General features: G+C 72.8%; 16 protein-coding genes. 6 read left to right on the forward strand and 10 right to left on the reverse strand.

Going from position 1 to position 18,477, the window contains the following annotated elements; translation table 11 throughout:
- Positions 1–12 precede the first annotated feature (12 nt).
- Entirely contained in the window at positions 13–1,317 is a 1,305-nt protein-coding gene (gene mycP / locus AB0G10_RS23285; RefSeq protein ID WP_360925308.1) for a type VII secretion-associated serine protease mycosin, read from the forward strand.
- A gap of 148 nt (positions 1,318–1,465) precedes the next feature.
- Here mycP and AB0G10_RS23290 read toward each other — a convergent pair whose 3' ends face one another.
- The 5 genes from AB0G10_RS23290 to AB0G10_RS23310 are packed head-to-tail and all read right to left on the reverse strand — an operon-like array spanning position 1,466 to position 5,951.
- A complete protein-coding gene (locus AB0G10_RS23290) occupies positions 1,466–2,644 on the reverse strand; it encodes a MarP family serine protease (RefSeq protein ID WP_360925311.1) in 1,179 nt (392 codons plus the stop codon).
- A 28-nt stretch (positions 2,645–2,672) separates the two neighbouring features.
- Positions 2,673–3,383: a CoA pyrophosphatase gene (locus AB0G10_RS23295; RefSeq protein WP_360925314.1), complete on the reverse strand. Its 711-nt coding sequence runs from the start codon at positions 3,381–3,383 to the stop codon at positions 2,673–2,675.
- On the reverse strand, positions 3,380–3,931 hold the full coding sequence (locus AB0G10_RS23300; RefSeq protein ID WP_360925317.1) for a TlpA disulfide reductase family protein: 552 nt from the start codon (positions 3,929–3,931) through the stop codon (positions 3,380–3,382). Before AB0G10_RS23300 ends, AB0G10_RS23295 begins: the two co-directional genes overlap by 4 nt.
- Positions 3,928–4,767: an endonuclease III gene (nth, locus tag AB0G10_RS23305; protein ID WP_360925320.1), complete on the reverse strand. Its 840-nt coding sequence runs from the start codon at positions 4,765–4,767 to the stop codon at positions 3,928–3,930. Before nth ends, AB0G10_RS23300 begins: the two co-directional genes overlap by 4 nt.
- Complete coding sequence (locus AB0G10_RS23310; RefSeq protein WP_360925323.1) at positions 4,764–5,951, reverse strand: CapA family protein; 1,188 nt, start codon at positions 5,949–5,951, stop codon at positions 4,764–4,766. Before AB0G10_RS23310 ends, nth begins: the two co-directional genes overlap by 4 nt.
- 206 nt (positions 5,952–6,157) lie before the next feature.
- Here AB0G10_RS23310 and AB0G10_RS23315 point away from each other — a divergent pair, with 206 nt between their 5' ends.
- The 3 genes from AB0G10_RS23315 to AB0G10_RS23325 all read left to right on the forward strand — a co-directional run bounded on the left by AB0G10_RS23315 (position 6,158) and on the right by AB0G10_RS23325 (position 10,408).
- A complete protein-coding gene (locus AB0G10_RS23315) occupies positions 6,158–6,835 on the forward strand; it encodes a Crp/Fnr family transcriptional regulator (RefSeq protein ID WP_014447921.1) in 678 nt (225 codons plus the stop codon).
- 169 nt (positions 6,836–7,004) lie between these two features.
- On the forward strand, positions 7,005–8,390 hold the full coding sequence (locus AB0G10_RS23320) for a carboxyl transferase domain-containing protein (RefSeq protein ID WP_360925325.1): 1,386 nt from the start codon (positions 7,005–7,007) through the stop codon (positions 8,388–8,390).
- A gap of 11 nt (positions 8,391–8,401) precedes the next feature.
- Positions 8,402–10,408 (forward strand): biotin carboxylase N-terminal domain-containing protein, encoded by a 2,007-nt coding sequence (locus AB0G10_RS23325; protein WP_360925328.1) that lies wholly within the window; start codon positions 8,402–8,404, stop codon positions 10,406–10,408.
- Positions 10,409–10,430: 22 nt separating this feature from the next.
- On the opposite strand, the gene AB0G10_RS23330 is transcribed toward AB0G10_RS23325, so the two are convergent.
- From AB0G10_RS23330 to AB0G10_RS23350, 5 genes are all read right to left on the reverse strand, one after another.
- Positions 10,431–11,420: a serine/threonine-protein kinase gene (locus AB0G10_RS23330; protein ID WP_360925331.1), complete on the reverse strand. Its 990-nt coding sequence runs from the start codon at positions 11,418–11,420 to the stop codon at positions 10,431–10,433.
- A 31-nt stretch (positions 11,421–11,451) separates the two neighbouring features.
- Positions 11,452–15,087, reverse strand: a complete 3,636-nt coding sequence (locus AB0G10_RS23335) for an adenylate/guanylate cyclase domain-containing protein (RefSeq protein ID WP_360925334.1) — start codon at positions 15,085–15,087, stop codon at positions 11,452–11,454.
- A complete protein-coding gene (locus AB0G10_RS23340) occupies positions 15,084–15,902 on the reverse strand; it encodes an MBL fold metallo-hydrolase (RefSeq protein ID WP_360925337.1) in 819 nt (272 codons plus the stop codon). Before AB0G10_RS23340 ends, AB0G10_RS23335 begins: the two co-directional genes overlap by 4 nt.
- A gap of 95 nt (positions 15,903–15,997) precedes the next feature.
- Positions 15,998–16,489 (reverse strand): RidA family protein, encoded by a 492-nt coding sequence (locus tag AB0G10_RS23345; RefSeq protein ID WP_360925340.1) that lies wholly within the window; start codon positions 16,487–16,489, stop codon positions 15,998–16,000.
- Complete coding sequence (locus AB0G10_RS23350; protein ID WP_360925343.1) at positions 16,486–16,641, reverse strand: DUF4177 domain-containing protein; 156 nt, start codon at positions 16,639–16,641, stop codon at positions 16,486–16,488. The genes AB0G10_RS23345 and AB0G10_RS23350 overlap by 4 nt, the downstream gene beginning before the upstream one ends.
- A gap of 106 nt (positions 16,642–16,747) precedes the next feature.
- Here AB0G10_RS23350 and AB0G10_RS23355 point away from each other — a divergent pair, with 106 nt between their 5' ends.
- The gene (locus tag AB0G10_RS23355) at positions 16,748–17,506 is read left to right on the forward strand and encodes a hypothetical protein (protein ID WP_360925346.1); all 759 of its coding nucleotides are present in this window, start codon (positions 16,748–16,750) and stop codon (positions 17,504–17,506) included.
- A 15-nt stretch (positions 17,507–17,521) separates the two neighbouring features.
- The gene (locus tag AB0G10_RS23360) at positions 17,522–18,472 is read left to right on the forward strand and encodes an ArsA-related P-loop ATPase (RefSeq protein ID WP_360925349.1); all 951 of its coding nucleotides are present in this window, start codon (positions 17,522–17,524) and stop codon (positions 18,470–18,472) included.
- The last annotated feature ends 5 nt before the right edge of the window (positions 18,473–18,477 follow it).

Here is an 18,477-nt window from a genome sequence, read left to right on the forward strand (position 1 = left end):
CTCTCGCACCGGATGGGCGCCGCCACACTCGCCGGGCTCCTCGCCGTGGCCGTGCCCGCCGTTCCGGCCCTCGCCTCCGAGCCGCTGGCCGCGACGCCCGCCAGCACCCCGGTCCTCGCCGAGCCGGTGATCACCACCGACGACTCGGTCCGCACCGATCAGTGGCAGCTGCAGGCGCTCGACCTCGCCAACGCATGGTCATATGCGGACGGCGCCGGCGTGACGGTCGCGGTCATCGACTCCGGTGTCGACGCGCACCACCCCGACCTCGAGGGCCAGGTGCTGCCCGGCCGCGATCTGGTGGACACCAAGGCCGACACGGTGACCGATCCGGTCGGCCACGGCACCACCGTCGCGGCGCTCATCGCCGGCCGCAACGACGACGAGGCCGGCGTGGTCGGCGTCGCCCCCAAGTCCAAGATCCTGCCGATCCGGGTCCTCGACGCGGAGAACCGCTACGACGACGCGCTGATCGTGGCGAAAGGCGTGCGCTGGGCGGTCGACAACGGCGCCAAGGTGATCAACCTGTCGCTCGGCGGCAGCGGTTCCAGCGCCACCCTGGCGGCGGCCCTCGACTACGCCTTCGCCAAGGACGTCGTGGTGATCGCCTGCACCGGCAACGCCTCCGCCTCGTCGAGCGCCGACAACACCGGGGTGTGGTACCCGGCCCGCGAGCCCGGCGTGATCGCGGTGGCCGGCATGGAACGCGACGGCACCACCCTCTGGGACGGCTCGATCACCGGCAAGGAGACCGTGCTGACCGCGCCGGCCACCAACCTGGTCGGCGCCCGCGGCCCCGACGACTACTGGCGCGTGCAGGGCACCAGCTTCGCCGCCCCGATGGTCTCCGGCGCCGCCGCGCTGATCCGCTCCCGCTGGCCCGACATGCCGGCCGGCGAAGTGGTCAACCGCCTGATCAAGACGGCCGACGACCGGGGCGAGGCCGGCCGCGACCCGGTCTTCGGGTTCGGCCTGGTCAACCCGACCGCGGCCCTCACCGCCGACGTGCCGTTCGTGACCGACAACCCGCTCGACACCACACCCCCGCCCGGCGTGGCCCGTTTCGGCAGCGCCCCCGCGGCCGGCTCGGCCCAATCCGCCCCGTCCGGCGGCGACGGCGAGCCCGCCCCGCAGTGGAGTGTCTCGCCGCAGGCCGCCGTCGCCACCTCGCCGGCCACCAACGCGGGCGGCTGGGCCGCTCCCGCCGAGCCGGTGACCGAAAGTCATCGCGGTCGGTGGATCGCGATAGCCCTCTTCCTGATCTCGGCGGTGGCGGCGGGCTTCACGGTGCGGCGGTTCGCTACCACTACTGGTTAGGCGGGTTGCCGGCCGCTCTTCTTGCCGGCGGCTGCAGCCTGTTGTCGCCGCGGAAGCGCCGGCCGCAGCGTGTTGTCGTCGCGGAAGCGCCCGCGTTCGCCCGCCCCGGAAGCGCGCGGCCGGGCTCTTGCCTGACGCCGGGTGAGTTCTAGGCGCACTCGCCCGTCTTCACGGACTTGGTGCTCGTCCTGCCCTCTTCGGCCACTGAGGAGGCCTCGTCGGCGGTCAGGGCGAACCCCACGTTCTTGTCGTCGGCCGCGGCGGCGAAGATGACGCCCAGGACGCCGCCGTTCGGGTCGATGAGGGGGCCGCCCGAGTTGCCGCTGCGGACCAGGGACTTGATCGTGTAGATCTCGCGGGTCACGTCGCCGGAGTCGTAGATGTCCGGGCCGGTGATGCGGCTGACGTCGCGGACGCGGGCGGACTGGGCGTTGTACGGCCCGTCCTGCGGGTAGCCCAGCACGATGGCGCTGGCCCCGCTCGCCGCTTCCTTGCTGACGAACTTCATGACCGGCGCTTCGAGGCCGGGAACGTTCAGCACGGCGAGGTCGCGTTTCGGGTCGTACACCACGACCGTGCCCTCCAGCTGCCCGCGCGACGTCTCCACGACGACCTCCCGCGTGCCAGCCACCACGTGGGCGTTCGTCATGACGCGCTCCTTCGCGTACACGAAGCCTGTGCCTTCGATCCGCCGGGAGCAACTCGGCGCCGCGCCCAGCACCTTGAGCACCGACTTCTTCGACTCCTGCACGATCTTGGAGTTCTTCAGCCGGGGGTCGGGCTCGGCGACCTCCTTGGCCTGGGTACGGGCCAGCCCGCCGAACACGTCCGGGAAACCGCTGGTGTCGAGGGTGTCGCGGAGCGCCGAGGAGAGGGCCTGGGCCTGCTCCGGCATGAGCCCGTTGATGCCGCTGAGGATGGCGCTGCTGCGGAACTCCCGGTTGATCGCCGGGAACGGGGTCGAGCCGAGCGGAACGGCGACCAGCCACGCGGCGAGCAGGAGCGCCACCACCGAGACGAGGGCGCCGCCGGCGTCGTCGAGATGCTGCAACGGCTTGCTGAAGATGCCGCGCCGCAGATTGGTCCCGAGCCAGCCGGCGAGCGTCTGCCCGAGGACCGCGAAGGTGAGGATGACGGCCAGCGCCACGACCAGGCGCACCGTGCCGTCGGCGAACTGCCGGGCGATCAGCGGTCCGAGTTGGAGCCCGATCAGCACGCCGCTGAAGAACCCGCCGAGGGAGAAGGCGCCGATGACGAAGCCCTGCCGATAACCGCTGACCGCGAACAGCAGCATCAGCACGACCAGAATCACATCGACCACGGGCACTCACTCAGCGTAGAAGTATGAGGCCACGTCACGGCACCACCTCGTCGGGCGCACCACCGCGAGCCGCCGGTACGGGCGCCGAGGCGTCGGGGAGCTCGACGAGCCGGCCCGGTTCCCAGGGCCGCTGCCAGCCTGCCATGTCCAGCAACGACGAGATCACCCCTGCCGTGAAACCCCAGACGAGCAGACCACGGACCTGGAAGGCGGGACCGACCCAGCCGCTCGGATGACGCACCCGGATACGGTTCGCCGGGTCGGCGAGTTCACTGATCGGCAGACGGGCGACATGCGCCACCTCCTCCTCCTGCAGCGCGTGCACGTGGTGCGGCCGCCGCCACCAGGCCAGGACCGGGGTGACGACGAAGCCGCTCACCGGGATCCACAGGTCGGGCAGCAGGGCCAGCACCTCGGCGCTGGACCGGTCGAGGCCGACCTCTTCGGACGCCTCCCGCAGCGCGGTGTCGGCGGCGTCGGCGTCGTCCGGGTCGGTGGCGCCGCCCGGGAAGGCGGGCTGGCCGGCGTGGTTGCGCATGGTCGCGGCGCGCTGCAGCACCAGCAGGTCGGCGCCGTCCGCGCCCTCGGCGAGGAGCACCAGGACGGCGCTGGACCGGCCGTTGCTCCCCTCCGGCTTGCGCAGCGGGGTGAAGTCCTCGGTGCGGCTCCCGGCGACCCGGGTCAGCAGCGGCTCGAACCAGTCCGGCAGGTCGTCCGGCCGGCCGAGGACCCGCCCCCGGCTCATCGGGTCACCGTCACGCCGGTGTGCTCCCGGACCTGCTTGATCAGCTCGTCGACGTCGAGCGCGTCGCGGTGGACGTGGACCGCGCCGTCCGGGTCGACGAAGACCGTGGCGGGCAGCGCGGGCGCCTTGATCGCGGCGGCGAAGCCGCGGTCGAAGTCGTAGAGGGTCGGCATGGTCACACCGTTGTCGGCCGCGAAGGAGGCGCCGGCCTCCCGCCGATCGCCGGTGTCGACGGTGAGGACCGTCAACTCGCCCTCGGTGCGGTCGGCCAGGCCCTGCATGACCGGCAGCTCGTCGCGGCAGGGCCCGCACCAGGACGCCCACACGTTGATCACCGCGGGGCGGGGCAGGTCGCGGAGCGAGATCTGCCGGCCGCCGGTGAAGCACGGGAGGGACAATTCCGGCAACTCATCGGTGCTGGCGGTCGAGATCAGGGCATCACAGGCGGCGAACGGCGAAGGCGTGTCCGGCGTTTCGGACCGCGCACTGGCGGTGCATCCCGAGAGCAGCGCCGAGAGCAGCGTCAGAGCGGCGAGCGCACGCCTCACGGTTCCTCCGGGGCCAGCACCGCGGCGGCCGGCACGAGGTCGGGATCGACGCCTGCGGCGACTGCGAGATCGCGAGCTCGCGGGCCCTTCAGCAATTTCGCCGCGGCTGCGGCTTCCGTCGGGCCTGTTCCGTACGAGGGACAGGCGCTCGCCAGCGTGCACGCCCCGCAGGCGGGTTTCCGGGCGTGGCAGACCCGCCGCCCGTGGAAGATCACCCGGTGCGACAGCATGGTCCAGTCGCGCTTCTCGATCAGCTCGGCGACCAGGAACTCGATCTTCACGGGGTCTTCCTCGTCGACCCAGCCGAACCGGTTGGTGAGCCGGCGGAAGTGGGTGTCGACGGTGATGCCCGGCACCCCGAACGCGTTGCCGAGGATCACGTTGGCGGTCTTCCGGCCGATGCCCGGCAGCTTGACCAGCTCGTCGAGCTTGCGCGGCAGCTCGCCGTCATGCCGGTCGAGGAGCGCCTGACCGAGCTTGATCAGCGAGTCGGTCTTGGCCCGGAAGAAGCCGGTCGGCCGGAGCAGCGTCTCCATCTCGGCGCGGTCGGCGGCCGCGTAGTCGGCGGCCGACCGGTAGAGCTTGAAGAGCGCCGGGGTCACCTGGTTGACCCGGACGTCGGTGGTCTGCGCGGAGAGGATCGTCGCGACGGCCAGCTCGAGCGGGGTGGTGAAGTCCAGCTCGCAGTGCGCGTCGGGATGGGTCTCGGCGAGCACCCGGCCCATCTTGCGGGCCCGCCGCTTGCGCCCGAGCAGGGTCTCACCCGCGTATCGCGATGCAGAGACGGGTGCGGTCACCGGGTAAGAGTACGTCGGCGGTGCGACATCGTCGGTCATGCCGACGGCTTGATCGTCCCGTCGTCGCCGATCGACACCGCCGTGTCGCCGAAGTCCGCGGCGGACAGGTCGTTCACGAGCTCGCGCCCGCGCTCGTTCTTCGCGTCCCGCGTCGGCACCCCGGTGGCGCTCATGTAGGTGGAGAGGAACTTCCCGCCCGCGTACGAGCCGTCCTTGGTGAGCGACACGTGCAGGATGCCGGCGTACTTCAGCACCCCGGCGCCGGAGAGCGTCTTGCCGCCGCCGGCGAAGTTGCCGAGGCTGTACGCGATCAGCTTGCCCTTGTAGAACTCCATGCCGCGCAGGACGTGCGGGCCGTGCCCGACCACCAAGTCGGCCCCGGCGTCGATCACGGTGTGGCTGAACTTGATCGGGTCGCCCCGGTTCTCGCCGAAGAAGAGCTCGTTGCCCGGCTTCACGTGCTGCTTGTCCGAGCCCTCGGCGCCCATGTGCACCTGCACCACGACGAGGTCGGCCTCGGACTTCGCCTTCTCCACGACCTCGGCCGCGGCGTCCAGGTCGTTCAGGTTGTTGGCGCCGGCGTACGGGGAGAAGCCGACGACCGCGACCTTGACGCCCTTCACGTCCACCACGGTGATCTGGTCCTGGGCGCCGGTGTGCTCCAGCCCGGCGGCCTCCAGCGCCTCGACCGTGTTCCGGTATCCGGCGGTCCCGTAGTCCTTGGAGTGGTTGTTCGCCGTGTTGAGCAGCTGGAACCCGGCGTCCTTGAGGTGCTCGGCGTAGGACGGCGGCGAGCGGAAGGCGAAGCAGTTGGCCCGCGCCGGCGAGCCGCACTTGGAGGTGCCGGTGTCCCCGGTCAGCGGCTGCTCGAGGTTGCCCATCACGAGGTCGGACGCGAGGCCCTTCGCCACCGAGTCGAAGAAGCCGTCGCCGCCGTTCGCGGGCAGCTTGTTCGGCGCGCTGCCCATGATGATGTCGCCGGTCGCGGAGAGGCTGATCGACTCGACGGTGGCGGACTCCTCCACCGGCTTGCCGGCCGTCGCGGGAGCGGCGGAGGCACCGGACGCGGCGGGCGCCTGCCAGGCAGCGGAAGGAGAGTCGCCGCGCTTGGCGATGGCGACTCCGCCCAGGCCGGCTCCGGCCAGAGCAGCCAGGACAATGGTGACAGTCAGGGCAGGATGTCCGAAACGTGCCTGGCGGTGGGACCGGGGGTGCGAATTCATCGACCGGGACGATACCGTCAGGTCGCAAGCGGGATCGACCGACGAAAGGCCTGTCCTGATCTGCCCGGACCGCTGATTTGTCACCGGCGGTAATGGCAAATCTGGTTACCGTCCAGTATCCGGATCAAGGGGTGGCCGCCCGTTTCCCGCCCGCGTGCGCCTAGACTGATCGAGCGCAGACGTTGCGCGTTTTCGGAGGTGCGGCGATGGATGAGGTACTGGCTCGCAGCGGAATCTTCCAGGGCGTTGACCCGGAAGCCGCAGAGGCGCTCGCCAAGGAGATGGACACGATCGAAGTCCGCAAGGGCGACGTGGTCTTCAACGAGGGCGAGGCCGGCGACAGCCTGTATATCGTTCTGTCCGGCAAGATCAAGCTCGGACGCCGGGCCGCGGACGGCCGGCAGAACCTCGTCTCGATCATGGGACCGTCGGACATGCTCGGGGAGCTCTCGCTCTTCGACCCCGGTCCGCGTACGGCGACCGCGACCGCGGTGACGGACAGCCGGCTGGCCCGGCTGAAGAAGTCGTCGCTGCGCCCGTGGCTGAACAACCGTCCGGAGATCGCCGAGCAGCTGCTCCGCGTGCTGGCCCGCCGCCTGCGCCGGACCAACGACGCGCTCGCCGACCTGATCTTCACGGACGTGCCCGGCCGGGTCGCGAAGAACCTGCTGCAGATGGCCGGCCGGTTCGGTACCCGGGACGGCGGCGTGCTGCGGGTGACCCACGACCTCACCCAGGAGGAGCTGGCCCAGCTGGTCGGCGCGTCCCGGGAGACGGTCAACAAGGCGCTCGCCGACTTCGCGTCCCGCGCCTGGCTGCGTCTCGACGGCAAGAGCGTGATCATCCTGGACCCGGAGCGGCTCGCGCGGCGCGCCCGCGTCTGACGTTCCCTCCCTGTCGGGGCTGTCCGTGTGGACAGCCCCTTCGCCATGCGTAATCCGTGTCGCACCCGCCTGGCCACTCGTTACGGAGGTGGCCGAGAGGCACCGGCGTGACAGGGAAGGGCGCGGCTTTGAACGCAGGTAGGGGCGGAGCGGGCATCGGGGTGTCTGCATGACCGTGCTCGACACCACGCTGGACCCGCGCGACCCCGCCTACCTGGAGGGGCGCAGCACCACCCTGCAGTTCCTCGCCGACCTGGAGGACGCGCTCGACCAGGCGCGTGCGGGCGGCGGCGAGAAGTGGGTGACCCGGCATCACGCGCGCGGGAAGCTGCTCCCCCGGGAGCGCATCGAGATGCTGCTCGACCAGGACAGCCCGTTCCTGGAGCTGGCGCCGTCGGCCGCCTGGGGCTCCGAGTACCCGGTCGGCGCGAGCGTCGTCACCGGCGTCGGCGTGATCGAGGGCGTCGAGTGCGTGGTGATCGCCAACGACCCGACCGTGGACGGCGGGGCGGTCAACCCGTACACCGCCGCGAAGATCCGCCGGGCCGCCCGGATCGCCTCGGTGAACCGGCTGCCGCTGGTCACCCTCGTCGAGTCGGCCGGCGCCGGCAGCCCGGACGGAGGGATCGCCCGCGAGCTGAGCCGGCTCACCCCCGATCGGGTGCCGACCGTCTGCGTGACGTTCGGGCTCACCACCGGCGACGCGGCGTACCTGCCGGCGCTCTCCGACTACACGATCATGGTGCGCGGGCACGCCAAGGTGCTCACCATCCACCCGCAGCCGGTGCGCAGCTCCGCCAACGGTGTCGAGGTGCGGGCCACCCCGGTCGTCCCGGCCGGTCCGGCCGGGCCCGCCGACCAGCTCGCCGAGGACGAGCGGGACGGGCTGCGGCTCGCCCGGCAGTGCGTCCGGCGGCTGAACTGGCGCAAGCAGGGGCCGGCGCCGCGGACCCGCCGCCCGCTGCCGCCCCGGCACGACCCCGAGGACCTGCTCACGCTCGCCGCGTACGAGCCGTCCGAGTTCGAGCCGCGCGAGGTACTGGCGCGGATCCTCGACGACAGCGACTTCGACGAGTTCAAGCCCGGCCAGGCGGTCGCGCTGCTGGCCGGCTGGGGTGAGCTGCACGGCTACCCGGTCGGCGTGATGTCCACCCCGGCGGCGCCCTGCTCGGCCGCCGAGGCGCAGAAGGCCGTGCACTTCCTGCACCTCGCGAACGCGACCGCCACCCCGCTGGTCTTCCTCCGGCACGCCGGCGCGCCCTCCGGCGACGACACCGAGGCCCCGGACGCCCGGCACGACGCCCCGCTGGTCCACGCGGTGGCCCGGTCGACCGTGCCGCATCTGGTGCTCACCGTCGGCCCGCTCGCCGAGCACTCGCCGGACCGGATCGGCGAGCCCCGCTTCACGTTCAGCTGGCCCGCGAAGGGCCGCACCTGCGCCGACGACGGCGTGATCGACCCCCGCGACACCCGTACGGTCCTCGGCCTCTGCCTCTCCGCGGTGCACAGCGCCGCCGTTGAAGGTGCCGGACACGTCGGTGTATTCCGACCTTGAAAGGTAGTGCAGTGATTCGACGACTTCTGGTGGCCGACCGTGGAGAGGTCGCCCGCCGGGTGTTCGCCACCTGCCGGCTGGTCGGCATCGAGACGGTCGCCGTCTACTCCGACATCGACTCCGAGGCGCCCCACGTCGACGAGGCCGACTACGCGGTCCACCTGCCGGGGAACACGCCGGCCACCACCTACCTCCGTACCGATGCCCTGATCGCGGCCGCGCAGCGGTCCGGCGCCAACGCCGTGCACCCGGGTGTCGGCATGCTCGCCGAGGACCCCGATTTCGCGGCCGCCGTGGTGGACGCCGGGATGATCTGGGTGGGCCCGACCCCGGCCACCCTGCGCGCGCTGAGCGTCAAGACCGAGATGAAGAACCTGGTCGCCGAGGCCCGGGTCCCGGTGCTGCCGACCTTCACCGACCCGGAGACCGTTCCCGGGTTCCCGGTCCTGATCAAGCCGGCGACCGGGACCGGCGGCGCCGGGATGCGCGTGGTCCGCGACGCGTCCACGCTCGCCGAGGCGGTCGCCTCCACCCGCCGCGAGGTCGGCGGGGACGTCTTCTGCGAGCCGTACGTCAGCAACGTCCGCCACATCGAGGTTCCGATCCTGGCCGACGCGCAGGGCTCGGTCGTCCCGTTCGGCGAGCGCGAGTGCTCGGTGCAGCGCCGCTACCAGAAGATCGTCGAGGAGACGCCGTCGCCGGCCGTCGACGCGGCGCTGCGCGAGGACCTGTGCCGGGCCGCGATCGTGGTGGTCCGCGCCCTCGGCTACGTGGGCGCCGGCGCGGTCGAGTTCCTGCTCGACGCGGACGGCAAGTTCTGGTTCCTCGAGCTGACCCCGACGCTGCAGGCCGACCACGCGGTCACCGAGTGCGTCTCCGGGTACGACCTGGTCCGGCTCCAGCTGCTGGTGGCCGAGGGCGGCAGCCTGCCGATGCCGGGCCCGCCGCCGATCCGCGGGCACGCCATCGAGGTGCGCATCTGCGCCGAGGACCCGGCGTACGCCTGGCTGCCGGCGGCCGGCACCCTGCACCGCTTCGCCGTGCCGGACGTGGCCGGCTCGTTCCGCCCGCTCGCCCAGCCCGGCCTGCGCCTGGACGCCGGCGTCGCGGACGGCTCGGTGATCGGCATGCACCACGACCCGATGGCGGCGAAGCTGATCGCCTGGGCGCCGAGCCGGCAGGAGGCCGCCCGGATGCTCGCGTCCGCGCTGGCCCGGGCCCAGGTGCACGGCGTCGTCTCGAACCGCGACCTGCTGGTCCGGGTGCTGCGCCACCACTCGTTCCGGGCCGGCTCGATCGACACCGGCTTCCTGGACCGGCACCCCGAGGTCTTCGCCCCGCTGCTCTCCTCGGTCGACGCGGTCCGGCTCTCCTGCCTCGCCGCCGCCCTCGCCGGGGCGGCCGCCCGCCGCGCCGCGGCCCCGGTGCTCGGCTCGCTCCCGTCCGGCTGGCGCAACGTGCCCTCCGGCTCCCAGACCGCGGTGTACGACGGCCCCACCGGCCCGGTGGAGGTCGGATACCGGATGAACCGGCAGGGCGACCTGGCCGGCTGGTGGGTGCGCGCCGTGGACCCGGAGGAGCTGGACCTGGCCGGTCTCGGTCAGGCCCCGGTCGTCGACGACCACCCGCCGATCATCGTGGTCCAGGCCGACGCCGACCGGGTGGTGCTCAACGTGCAGGGCATCCGGCTCGCGGTGCTGGTCCATCGGGTCGGCGACGTCTCGTACGTGGACAGCCCGGAGGGCTCGGTGACGCTGCGCGAGATCTCCCGCTTCCCGCTGCCGGCCCCGGAGGCCACCGAGAGCTCGCTGATCGCCCCACTGCCCGGAGCGGTCCGCCGCGTCCTGGTCGTTCCCGGTCAGCGCGTCCGCGCCGGAGAACTGCTCCTCACCCTCGAGGCGATGAAGCTGGAGCACCCGGTGCACGCCCCCTCGGCGGGGGTGGTGGCGTCGCTGCCGGTGCATCCCGGCGCCGAGGTCGACATGGGCGAGCTGCTCGCCGTCCTGGACCCGGAGTAGACGCTCGGCTGAACCAGCGGCTTCAGCTGAACCAGCGGCTGAAGAAGCCCTTCCGCCCGTTCTGGTGCACGGTCGGCGTGTCGTCCTCGCGGGTCGGCGTGTTCGGCACGATCGGGCGCGGCTGCCGCGGCGGCACGTAGTTCTGCGTCGACCGGTAGACGGCCGGCGGCGGCTGCGGCGTGTTCGGGTCGAGCTGGAGGTTGTTCAGCAGATCGCGCAGCTGCTCGGCGCTCGGCCGCGACTCCGGGTCGTTCGCCATGCCGTAGCGCAGGATCTCGGTGAGCGCCCGCGGCACCCCCGGGATCTCCGGCAGCGGCTGGGTGAAGAGGTCCATCAGGGTGATCAGACTCGGACTCCGGTCGGTCGCCCAGCGCGGCGGCCGGCCGTTCATGACGGCGTAGAGCGTGGCGCAGAGGGCGTAGACGTCGGCGGCGCCGGACGGGCTGTCGTGGCGGAACATCTCCGGCGGCGCGTAGGCGGGCGTCAGCACCTCGAGGGTCACCGCCGAATCGCGCATCTCGCCCAGGACGGCCAGGCCGAAGTCGGCGAGGACGGCGGGGTTGAAGTGCGAGTACAGGATGTTCGCCGGCTTCACGTCGCGGTGCAGCACCCCGTTGGCGTGCGAGTGCACCAGCGCGTCAGCGATCTTGATGCCGACGTCCCGGGCCTCGGCCGGGGTGAGCGGCGAGACGCGCATGCGGTCGAGGTACGACCCGTCGCACAGCTCCATGATCAGATAGGGGTGCTGGTCGACGGTCACCCCGACGTCGAACAGGTCGACGACGTGCGGGTGCGACGACATCCGGCCGGCCGCCCGCGCCTCACGCAGGAAGCGCGCCTGGTCACGGGCGTTGTCGAGGGTGCGGTTCTCCATCTTGATGGCGACCTCGCGGCCCACCGAGTCCTGGGTCGCGCGGTACACGGTCGCGTAGCCACCACGCGCCATGACCGACAATCCGGACATGCCAGGCACGTATGGCACGGGCAGGGCACCAGGCGGAGTCTCCGTCACGGAATAGAAAATACGCCAGGCCGCCGGAAGATCATCCCGGCACGTCAGACGCGTAGGCGACAGTTTCCGGTTCGACACCCGCGAGGGCCAGGGTGTCCCGCAGTTCCTCGGCCGCGGAACGCTCGCTCACCTGCTCGGTCGCATAGGCGAGCTTCACCGCCTCGTCCGCCGACTGCCGCGCCTCCTCGAAGCGCTCGGCGGCGGCCAGCACGCGGGCCCGCACCATCGCGGCCAGCACCCCGCTCCGGACATCCTCGGCCGGGACCTCGAAGGCGCGCTCGATCCAGGTCAGCGCCGACTCGACACGGCCTTCGGCGAGAAGAGCCGATGCGTACGCCGCCAGCGCGTGGCGACGGGAGAACAACAACGACGGGGTGGAGGTGTCGCTCGCGATCGGCGCGAGGAGCCCGATCGCGGTACGCGCGTCACCCGCCCGGGTCCGCGCCTCGGCCAGCAGCACCCGCGGTCCCACCTGCGCCGGGGCGAGCGGATTGTGCGGCTCGACCGCGACCATGACCCGCTGCGCGTCCGCCTCGGCGGTCGCCAGGTCGCCGCGCTGCAGGGCGACGAACCCGTGCAGCGTCCCGGCCATGCCGAGCAGCAGCGGGTGACCGGTGCGGTCGGCGTATTCCAGCGCGTCGGTCAGCAGGTCGCTGGCGTGGTCGAGCTCGCCGAGGCCGCGGGCGATCGCGCCGCGGACCACCAGCGCGAGGCCCCGGCCCCAGTCGTCGGAGACCTCGTTGAACTCGCGGAACGCCCGCCGTGCCTGGCCGTCGGCCGCGCCCAGGTCACCGAGCTCGGCCGCGGCGTACGCCTCGACCACCCGCAGCGTGCCGACCGCCCAGCCCTCGCCGACCCGGTCGCCGAAGGGCAGGAAGATCCGGGCGAGCCGGCGTGCCTCCTGTAGCCGGCCGGCCAGCAGCCGGGCGAACGCCGTGGTGCCGCGCAGCCAGGACCGGCCGACCTGGTCGCCGAGCTCGGCGAAGAGGCGGGCGGCCCGGCCCAGCACCGCGTCGGTGCCGGCGAAGTCGCCCCGGGTGGTGGTCACCCAGGCGAGGTTCTGCAGCGCCCAGGCCTGGCCGTGCCGGTCGCCGGCCGCCAGGGTCACCTGGTAGGCCGCGGCGAACCGGCTGCTCGCCTGGCTCAGCTTGCCGGCCAGGAAGTCGGCCATGCCGAGCCGGCGCATCGCGTTGGCCCGCTCGGGCAGCAGCTGTGCCTCGGTCGCCACCTCGAGCGCCTCCTGCCAGGCCGCGACGGCCTCGCCGGTGTCGCCGAGGGCCTCGTGCGCGCGGCCCACCAGGATCATGCCCTCGGCCCGGCACAGCGGGTCGTCGGCGGCCGCCTCGGTGATGTTCTCGCCGGCCGCGAGCGCCTCCTCGGCCCGGCCCAGGCGCAGCAGCGCGCGGGCGTGCACGAGCTGGTCGGCCAGCGGCAGGCCGTCCTTGGTCAGGGCGGCGGCGCGTTCCGCGTATTCGATGGCGGCGGCCGGCTCGATGTTGGCGAGCGCCCGGCGGGCCATCCGGCCGAGCGCCGCGACGCCGAGCGGCGCCACCTCGCGGGCCGTCGCGTCCGGGCGCAGCCGCACCGCGTCGGCCAGGCCGACCGCGCACTCGGCGTGGGTCGCGATGAACGCGTCCCGCTCGTTGCCGCTGAGGTTGAGCCGGACCGCGCCGTCGTGGCCGGGCCGGTCCACCGTCTCCGGCGCGGCCCAGGTGGCGAGGTAGGCGTGCCGCTCGGCGAGGTCGGCCTTGCCGATGCCCGCGTACGCCGCCTCGCGCATCAGCGGGGTGGTGAACTGGTAGCCGCCGCGCGACCGGTGCAGCATGCGGCGTTGCAGCAGCTCGTCGATGGTGCGCTCGAGCTCGACGGTGGAGACCGCGCCGGGACGCGACTCGGCCGCCCGGCGCTCCTGCAACGCTTCGAGCACGCCGCTCGGCACGGTGGTGCCGGCCACCGACGCGTCCCGCAGCACCGCCCGCGGCTCGACCGAGAGCGCGTCGATGCGGGCCGCCAGGACGGCCGCGAGGTCGCGGGAGAGCAGCTGGCTGTCGAACGACCCGGGGGCGAGCTGCCAGCGGCCGGCCGCGTGGGCGCCGACGGCCGGGGTCAGCGCGCCCCGCTCCATCAGCAGGGTGACCATCTCGGCCAGGTAGAACGGGTTGCCCTGCGCGGTGGCGAGCAGCCGGTCGTTGTCGACCTGGGGCAGCTTGCCGCCGCTCAGGTACGACGTGAGCAGCCGGGAGGCGTCCGCGCCGCGCAGCGGGGGCAGGGTGTGCACCTCGGCGTCGGCGAGCCGGGTCATCACCCCGGCCGTGCGGACCAGCTCGGGGCGGCCCAGCAGCAGCACCACGACCGGGCCCTCGAGCTGGGAGAGGGTGTCGCCGAGCGCGTCGATGGTGGTGGCGGTGGCGTCGTGCAGGTCGTCGACGATCACGACGAGCGGCGCCTCGGCGGCCAGCGCGTTCAGCACGCCGCCGACCGCCACCGAGATGGCCTCGGCGTCGACCCGTTTCGCGCTCGGCGGCCAGTCGGCGGGCGCGATCGGGCCGCCCGGGTTGGCCTTCGCCTCGCCGTAGCCGAGCAGGACCAGCAGGCGGTCGGTGTCGAACTGGGCGCCGAGCCGGCCGGCCAGCTTGCGCAGGCGCTCCTCGACGACCGCCCGGCCGACCGTGGCGGTGACGTCCTTGGGCAGGCCGGCGGCCTTGCGGACGATGTCGGCGAGCGGCGCGAACCGGCGGCGCTCACCGAACGCGCGGCAGCGCACCCGCAGCACCCGGGCGCCGTGGCCGGAGTAGGCCCCGCTGCCCACCTCGTATCCGGCGGCGAGGCGCTTCACCTCGCCGGCGAAGCGTGACTTGCCGATGCCGGCCTCCGCGGTCATCACCATGATCCGCGGGGTGCCGGAGTCGATCGCCTCGGCGAGCCGGCCGGAGACCCGGCCCAGCTCGGTCTCGCGGCCCACGAACGGCGCCTCGTCGCCGAGGCCGGACCGGGTGCCGGGCGCGTCGTGCAGGCCGAGCAGCTCGTAGGTGGGCACCGGCTCGCGCTTGCCCTTGAGCCGCAGCGGCCGCAGCTGCCGCCAGGACGCCACGTGCCGGGTGCCGCCGCTGGTCCGCTCGCCGGCGTAGACCGCGCCGACCGCGGCCGCGTCGGCGAGCCGGGCCGCCGTGTTCACGGTGTCGCCGATGACCGTGTATTCGATGCCGGCCTGCATGCCGGCGACCACCTCACCGGTGTTCAGGCCGACGCGCAGGCCGAGGGGCGCGCCGCCGCCGCGCTCGTCGTCGAGCACCCGGCGGACCGCGCGCTGCATGCTGAGGGCGGCCCGGACCGCGCGCTCGGCGTCGTCCTCGTGCGCGACCGGCGCGCCGAAGACCGCCATGATCCCGTCGCCGGTCAGCTTGTCCACGTGACCGCCGAACGTCTTCACCGCGCCGGCCAGCGCCGCCAGCACCCGGTCGGTGACCGCGCCGACCCGCTCCGGGTCGAGGTCCTCCGACCAGGAGGTGAAGTCGGAGAGGTCGCCGAAGAGCACGGTCACGATGCGCCGCTCGGCGGCGGGCAGGGTGGCGGCGTCGGCCGACGCCGCGCCGGGGAGCGCCGCGCCGCAGTGGTGGCAGAAGCGGGCGCCGGGCACGGCGACGGTTCCGCAGACGGGGCAGGTCACGGCCGATCCAACCCGTCGGGGGTGGTGCCGGATTCCCGTCTCAGGTGATCGATCTGCGCGGCGGCCGACCACTCGGCCGCGAACCGCACGCCGGGGTCGATGTCCGGGTAGACCAGATCGACGACGGCGGCCGGGGTGTCGGCGCCGGCCGCCATGGCGGCCGCGACCTGCGCCAGCCGCTCGCGGCGGTGGCCGAGATAGAAGTGGGCGCGCTCGGCGGTATCGCTCCGGGCCGGTCCGTGGCCGGGCAGCATCAACACCTTCTCGTACGCGCTGAGCCGCTCCAGGCTCCAGAGATAGCTGCTCAGGTCGCCGTCGGGCCGGGCCACCACCGTGGTCCCGCGGCCCAGGATCGTGTCACCCGTGAAGACCACGCGTTCATCCCCGCACTCGACGAGAAAGCACACCGAATCACTCGTGTGCCCCGGAGTGTCCAGGACATGTATTTCGAGTCCGTTCCCACCGAGATGCTCTTCGGAGTCGAGCGGCCCGCCGTGCAGGCAGTGCGCCGGGTCGGCGGCGAGCACCGGGGTGCCGCCGAGCAGCTCGGAGAGCCGGGCCGCGCCCTCGACGTGGTCGTGATGACCGTGGGTGATGAGGATGAACCGGAACGGGCCGTGCTCGGCGATCCGCCGCAGATGTCCCTCGTCCAGCGGGCCGGGGTCGATCACGGTGGCGAAATCCCCGTCCGGGGCGCGCAGGATCCAGGTGTTGGTGCCGTCCAGTGTCATCGGCCCCGGGTTGGGCGCTCGCAGCAGCGTCACCCAACCCGGTAGCCGGTCGACCTCTGCCGACTCGGGCTCAGCACCCCCCATGACCCGAATCGTACGTCGGACCGTGGGCGGTAGCCGAGACACGATGTCCGTTCCGGTCACCTTGGGTGACCAAAAGGGGCCGAATCACCGCAAGATCACGCCACTTCGACGATCGCTTCCACCTCGACGGGCGCGTTCAGCGGCAGTTCGGAGACGCCGACGGCGCTGCGCGCGTGCCGGCCCTGCTCACCGAGGACCTCGCCGAAAAGGTTGGACGCGCCGTTCACGACGGCGGGCTGGCCGGTGAAGCCCGGCGCCGACGCGACGAACCCGGTCAGCTTCACGATCTTCACGATCCGGCCGAGGCCGACCAGCGCCTCGACCGCCGCGAGCACGTTGATCGCGCAGATCTTCGCCAGCTCGGTGGCCTCCTCGGGGCTGACCTCGGCGCCGACCTTGCCGGCCTTCGGCAGCTTGCCCTCGACCAGCGGCAGCTGCCCGGAGACGTAGACGTAGTTCCCGGTCTGCACGGCCGGGACGTAGGACGCCAGCGGCGGCACCACGGCGGGCAGCGTCAGTCCGAGCTCGGCCAGCTTGGCGTACGCGTCGACGGCGCCTTCTCCCGCGACGGGAGCGGGCGTCGTCATCCCTTCGGCCGCTTCAGGTAGGCCACGAGCTGCTCGGGGTTGGGACCGGGCACGACCTGGACCAGCTCCCAGCCGTCCTCGCCCCAGTTGTCGAGGATCTGCTTGGTCGCGTGTACCAGCAGGGGCACGGTCACGTACTCCCACTTCTGCATGACTTGACCACTCCCTATCAGTCGGATATCGGCACAGCTTAGGGCCCCTGCCGGCTCGCCGAGCATTAGCCTTACAGCACGTAGAGTCAGAATTTGGATGCGGAGCGTGAGTATGACCCAGGGTGCCGACGAGGAGCTCCCGATCGCCGGCAGTCCGCCGCCGCCGCGGGCCCTGCCGGACGCGACCGCGGAGCATCCGATCACGCCGCCGGCCCAGGACGCCACCGCGGTGATCCCGATGGCCGACTGGCAGCAGCAGCCCGACTTGCAGCAGCAGCAGCAGCCCGCCTCGGAGCCCTGGCACGCCCGGCACGAGAAGCCCGGCGAGTGGCAGCACGCGCCGCCGGAGCACCTGGCGTACCAGCACTCGCCGCCGATCTGGGTGGGCTCCCCCACCGCCCAGTCGACGACGATGCCGGATCCGGGACGCCGCTCGGCCGTCTTCCTCTCGCTGGCCTTCGCCGCGACGCTGGTCCTGTGCGGAGGCGGGGCGGTCTCGGCGTACTTCCTCTTCCGGGACGCCGACAACCCCGGCTCGGCCGACCCGGCGACCGCCGTGAACCGGTTCCTCACCGCCGTCTACACGCAACAGGACGCGAAGACGGCCGAGAACCTGGTGTGCCGCAAGTCCCGGGACGACCGCAAGCTCGCCGAGCGGGTCGAGCAGATCACCGCGTACGCCGGCGGCTACACCGGCGCCGTCTTCCGCTGGGACGACCCGGCGGTGTCCAGCACGACCGACGAGGAGGCCAAGGTCGCGGTCCGGGTGGTGCTCTCCACGGCCGACGAGAAGTCCGCGGCGCAGGACCTGGAGTTCACCGTGGTCCGCAAGGCCGGCTGGCTGGTCTGCGAAGTCTCCGGCTAGTCGTAACTTAGACGTATGGGCGACTACCGCAACTGGCCGGAACGACTGCACGTGGTGACCGGCAAGGGCGGCACCGGCAAGACCAGCGTCGCGGCGGCCCTCGCCCTCGGCCTGGCCGCCGGCGGCCGCCGCACCCTGCTCGTCGAGGTGGAGGGCCGGCAGGGCATCGCGCAGCTGTTCGGCCTCGACCCTCTGCCGTACGCGGAGAAGCGGATCGCCACGACGACCGGCGGCGGCGAGGTCCGCGCCCTGGCCGTCGACCCCGAGGAGGCCCTCCTCGAATACCTCGACATGTTCTACAAGCTCGGCGCGGCCGGCCGGGCCCTGCGCAAGGTCGGCGCCATCGACTTCGCCACCACGATCGCGCCAGGCCTGCGTGACGTGCTGCTCACCGGCAAGGTGAAGGAGGCCACCACCCGAAGCCAGGACGGCCGCCGGTTCTACGACGCGGTGATCCTGGACGCGCCGCCGACCGGCCGGGTCGGCCGGTTCCTCAACGTCACGGCCGAGACCGCGCGGCTCGCCAAGGTCGGTCCGATCAAGACGCAGAGCGACGGCGTCGCCTCGCTGCTGCGCTCGCCGATGACCGCGGTGCACGTGGTGACGCTCCTCGAGGAGATGCCGGTGCAGGAGAGCCTCGACGCGATCGCCGAGCTCACCGCGCTGCACATCCCGGTCGGCCGGGTCGTCGTGAACGGCAGCCGGCCGCCCCTGCTGCCGGCCGGCAAGGTGACCAAGGCGGAGGTCAAACGCGGTCTCGCGGCGGCCGGCCTGCCGTCCTCGGCGGCCACGGTGAGCCAACTCACCGCGGAGGCCCAGGCCCACCTGACCCGGCGCGAGCTGGAGGAGTCGCTGCGGGTCGAGCTGGCCGAGCTGGGCCGCCCGATGGTGGAGCTGCCGCTGCTGCCCGGCGGGATCGACCTGGCCGGTCTGCAGGATCTGGCCGGACGGCTTCTCCGCTCGTGATCCCG

The sequence above is a fragment of the Actinoplanes sp. NPDC023714 genome, from assembly GCF_040639855.1.
Classification (GTDB): Bacteria; Actinomycetota; Actinomycetes; order Mycobacteriales; family Micromonosporaceae; genus Actinoplanes.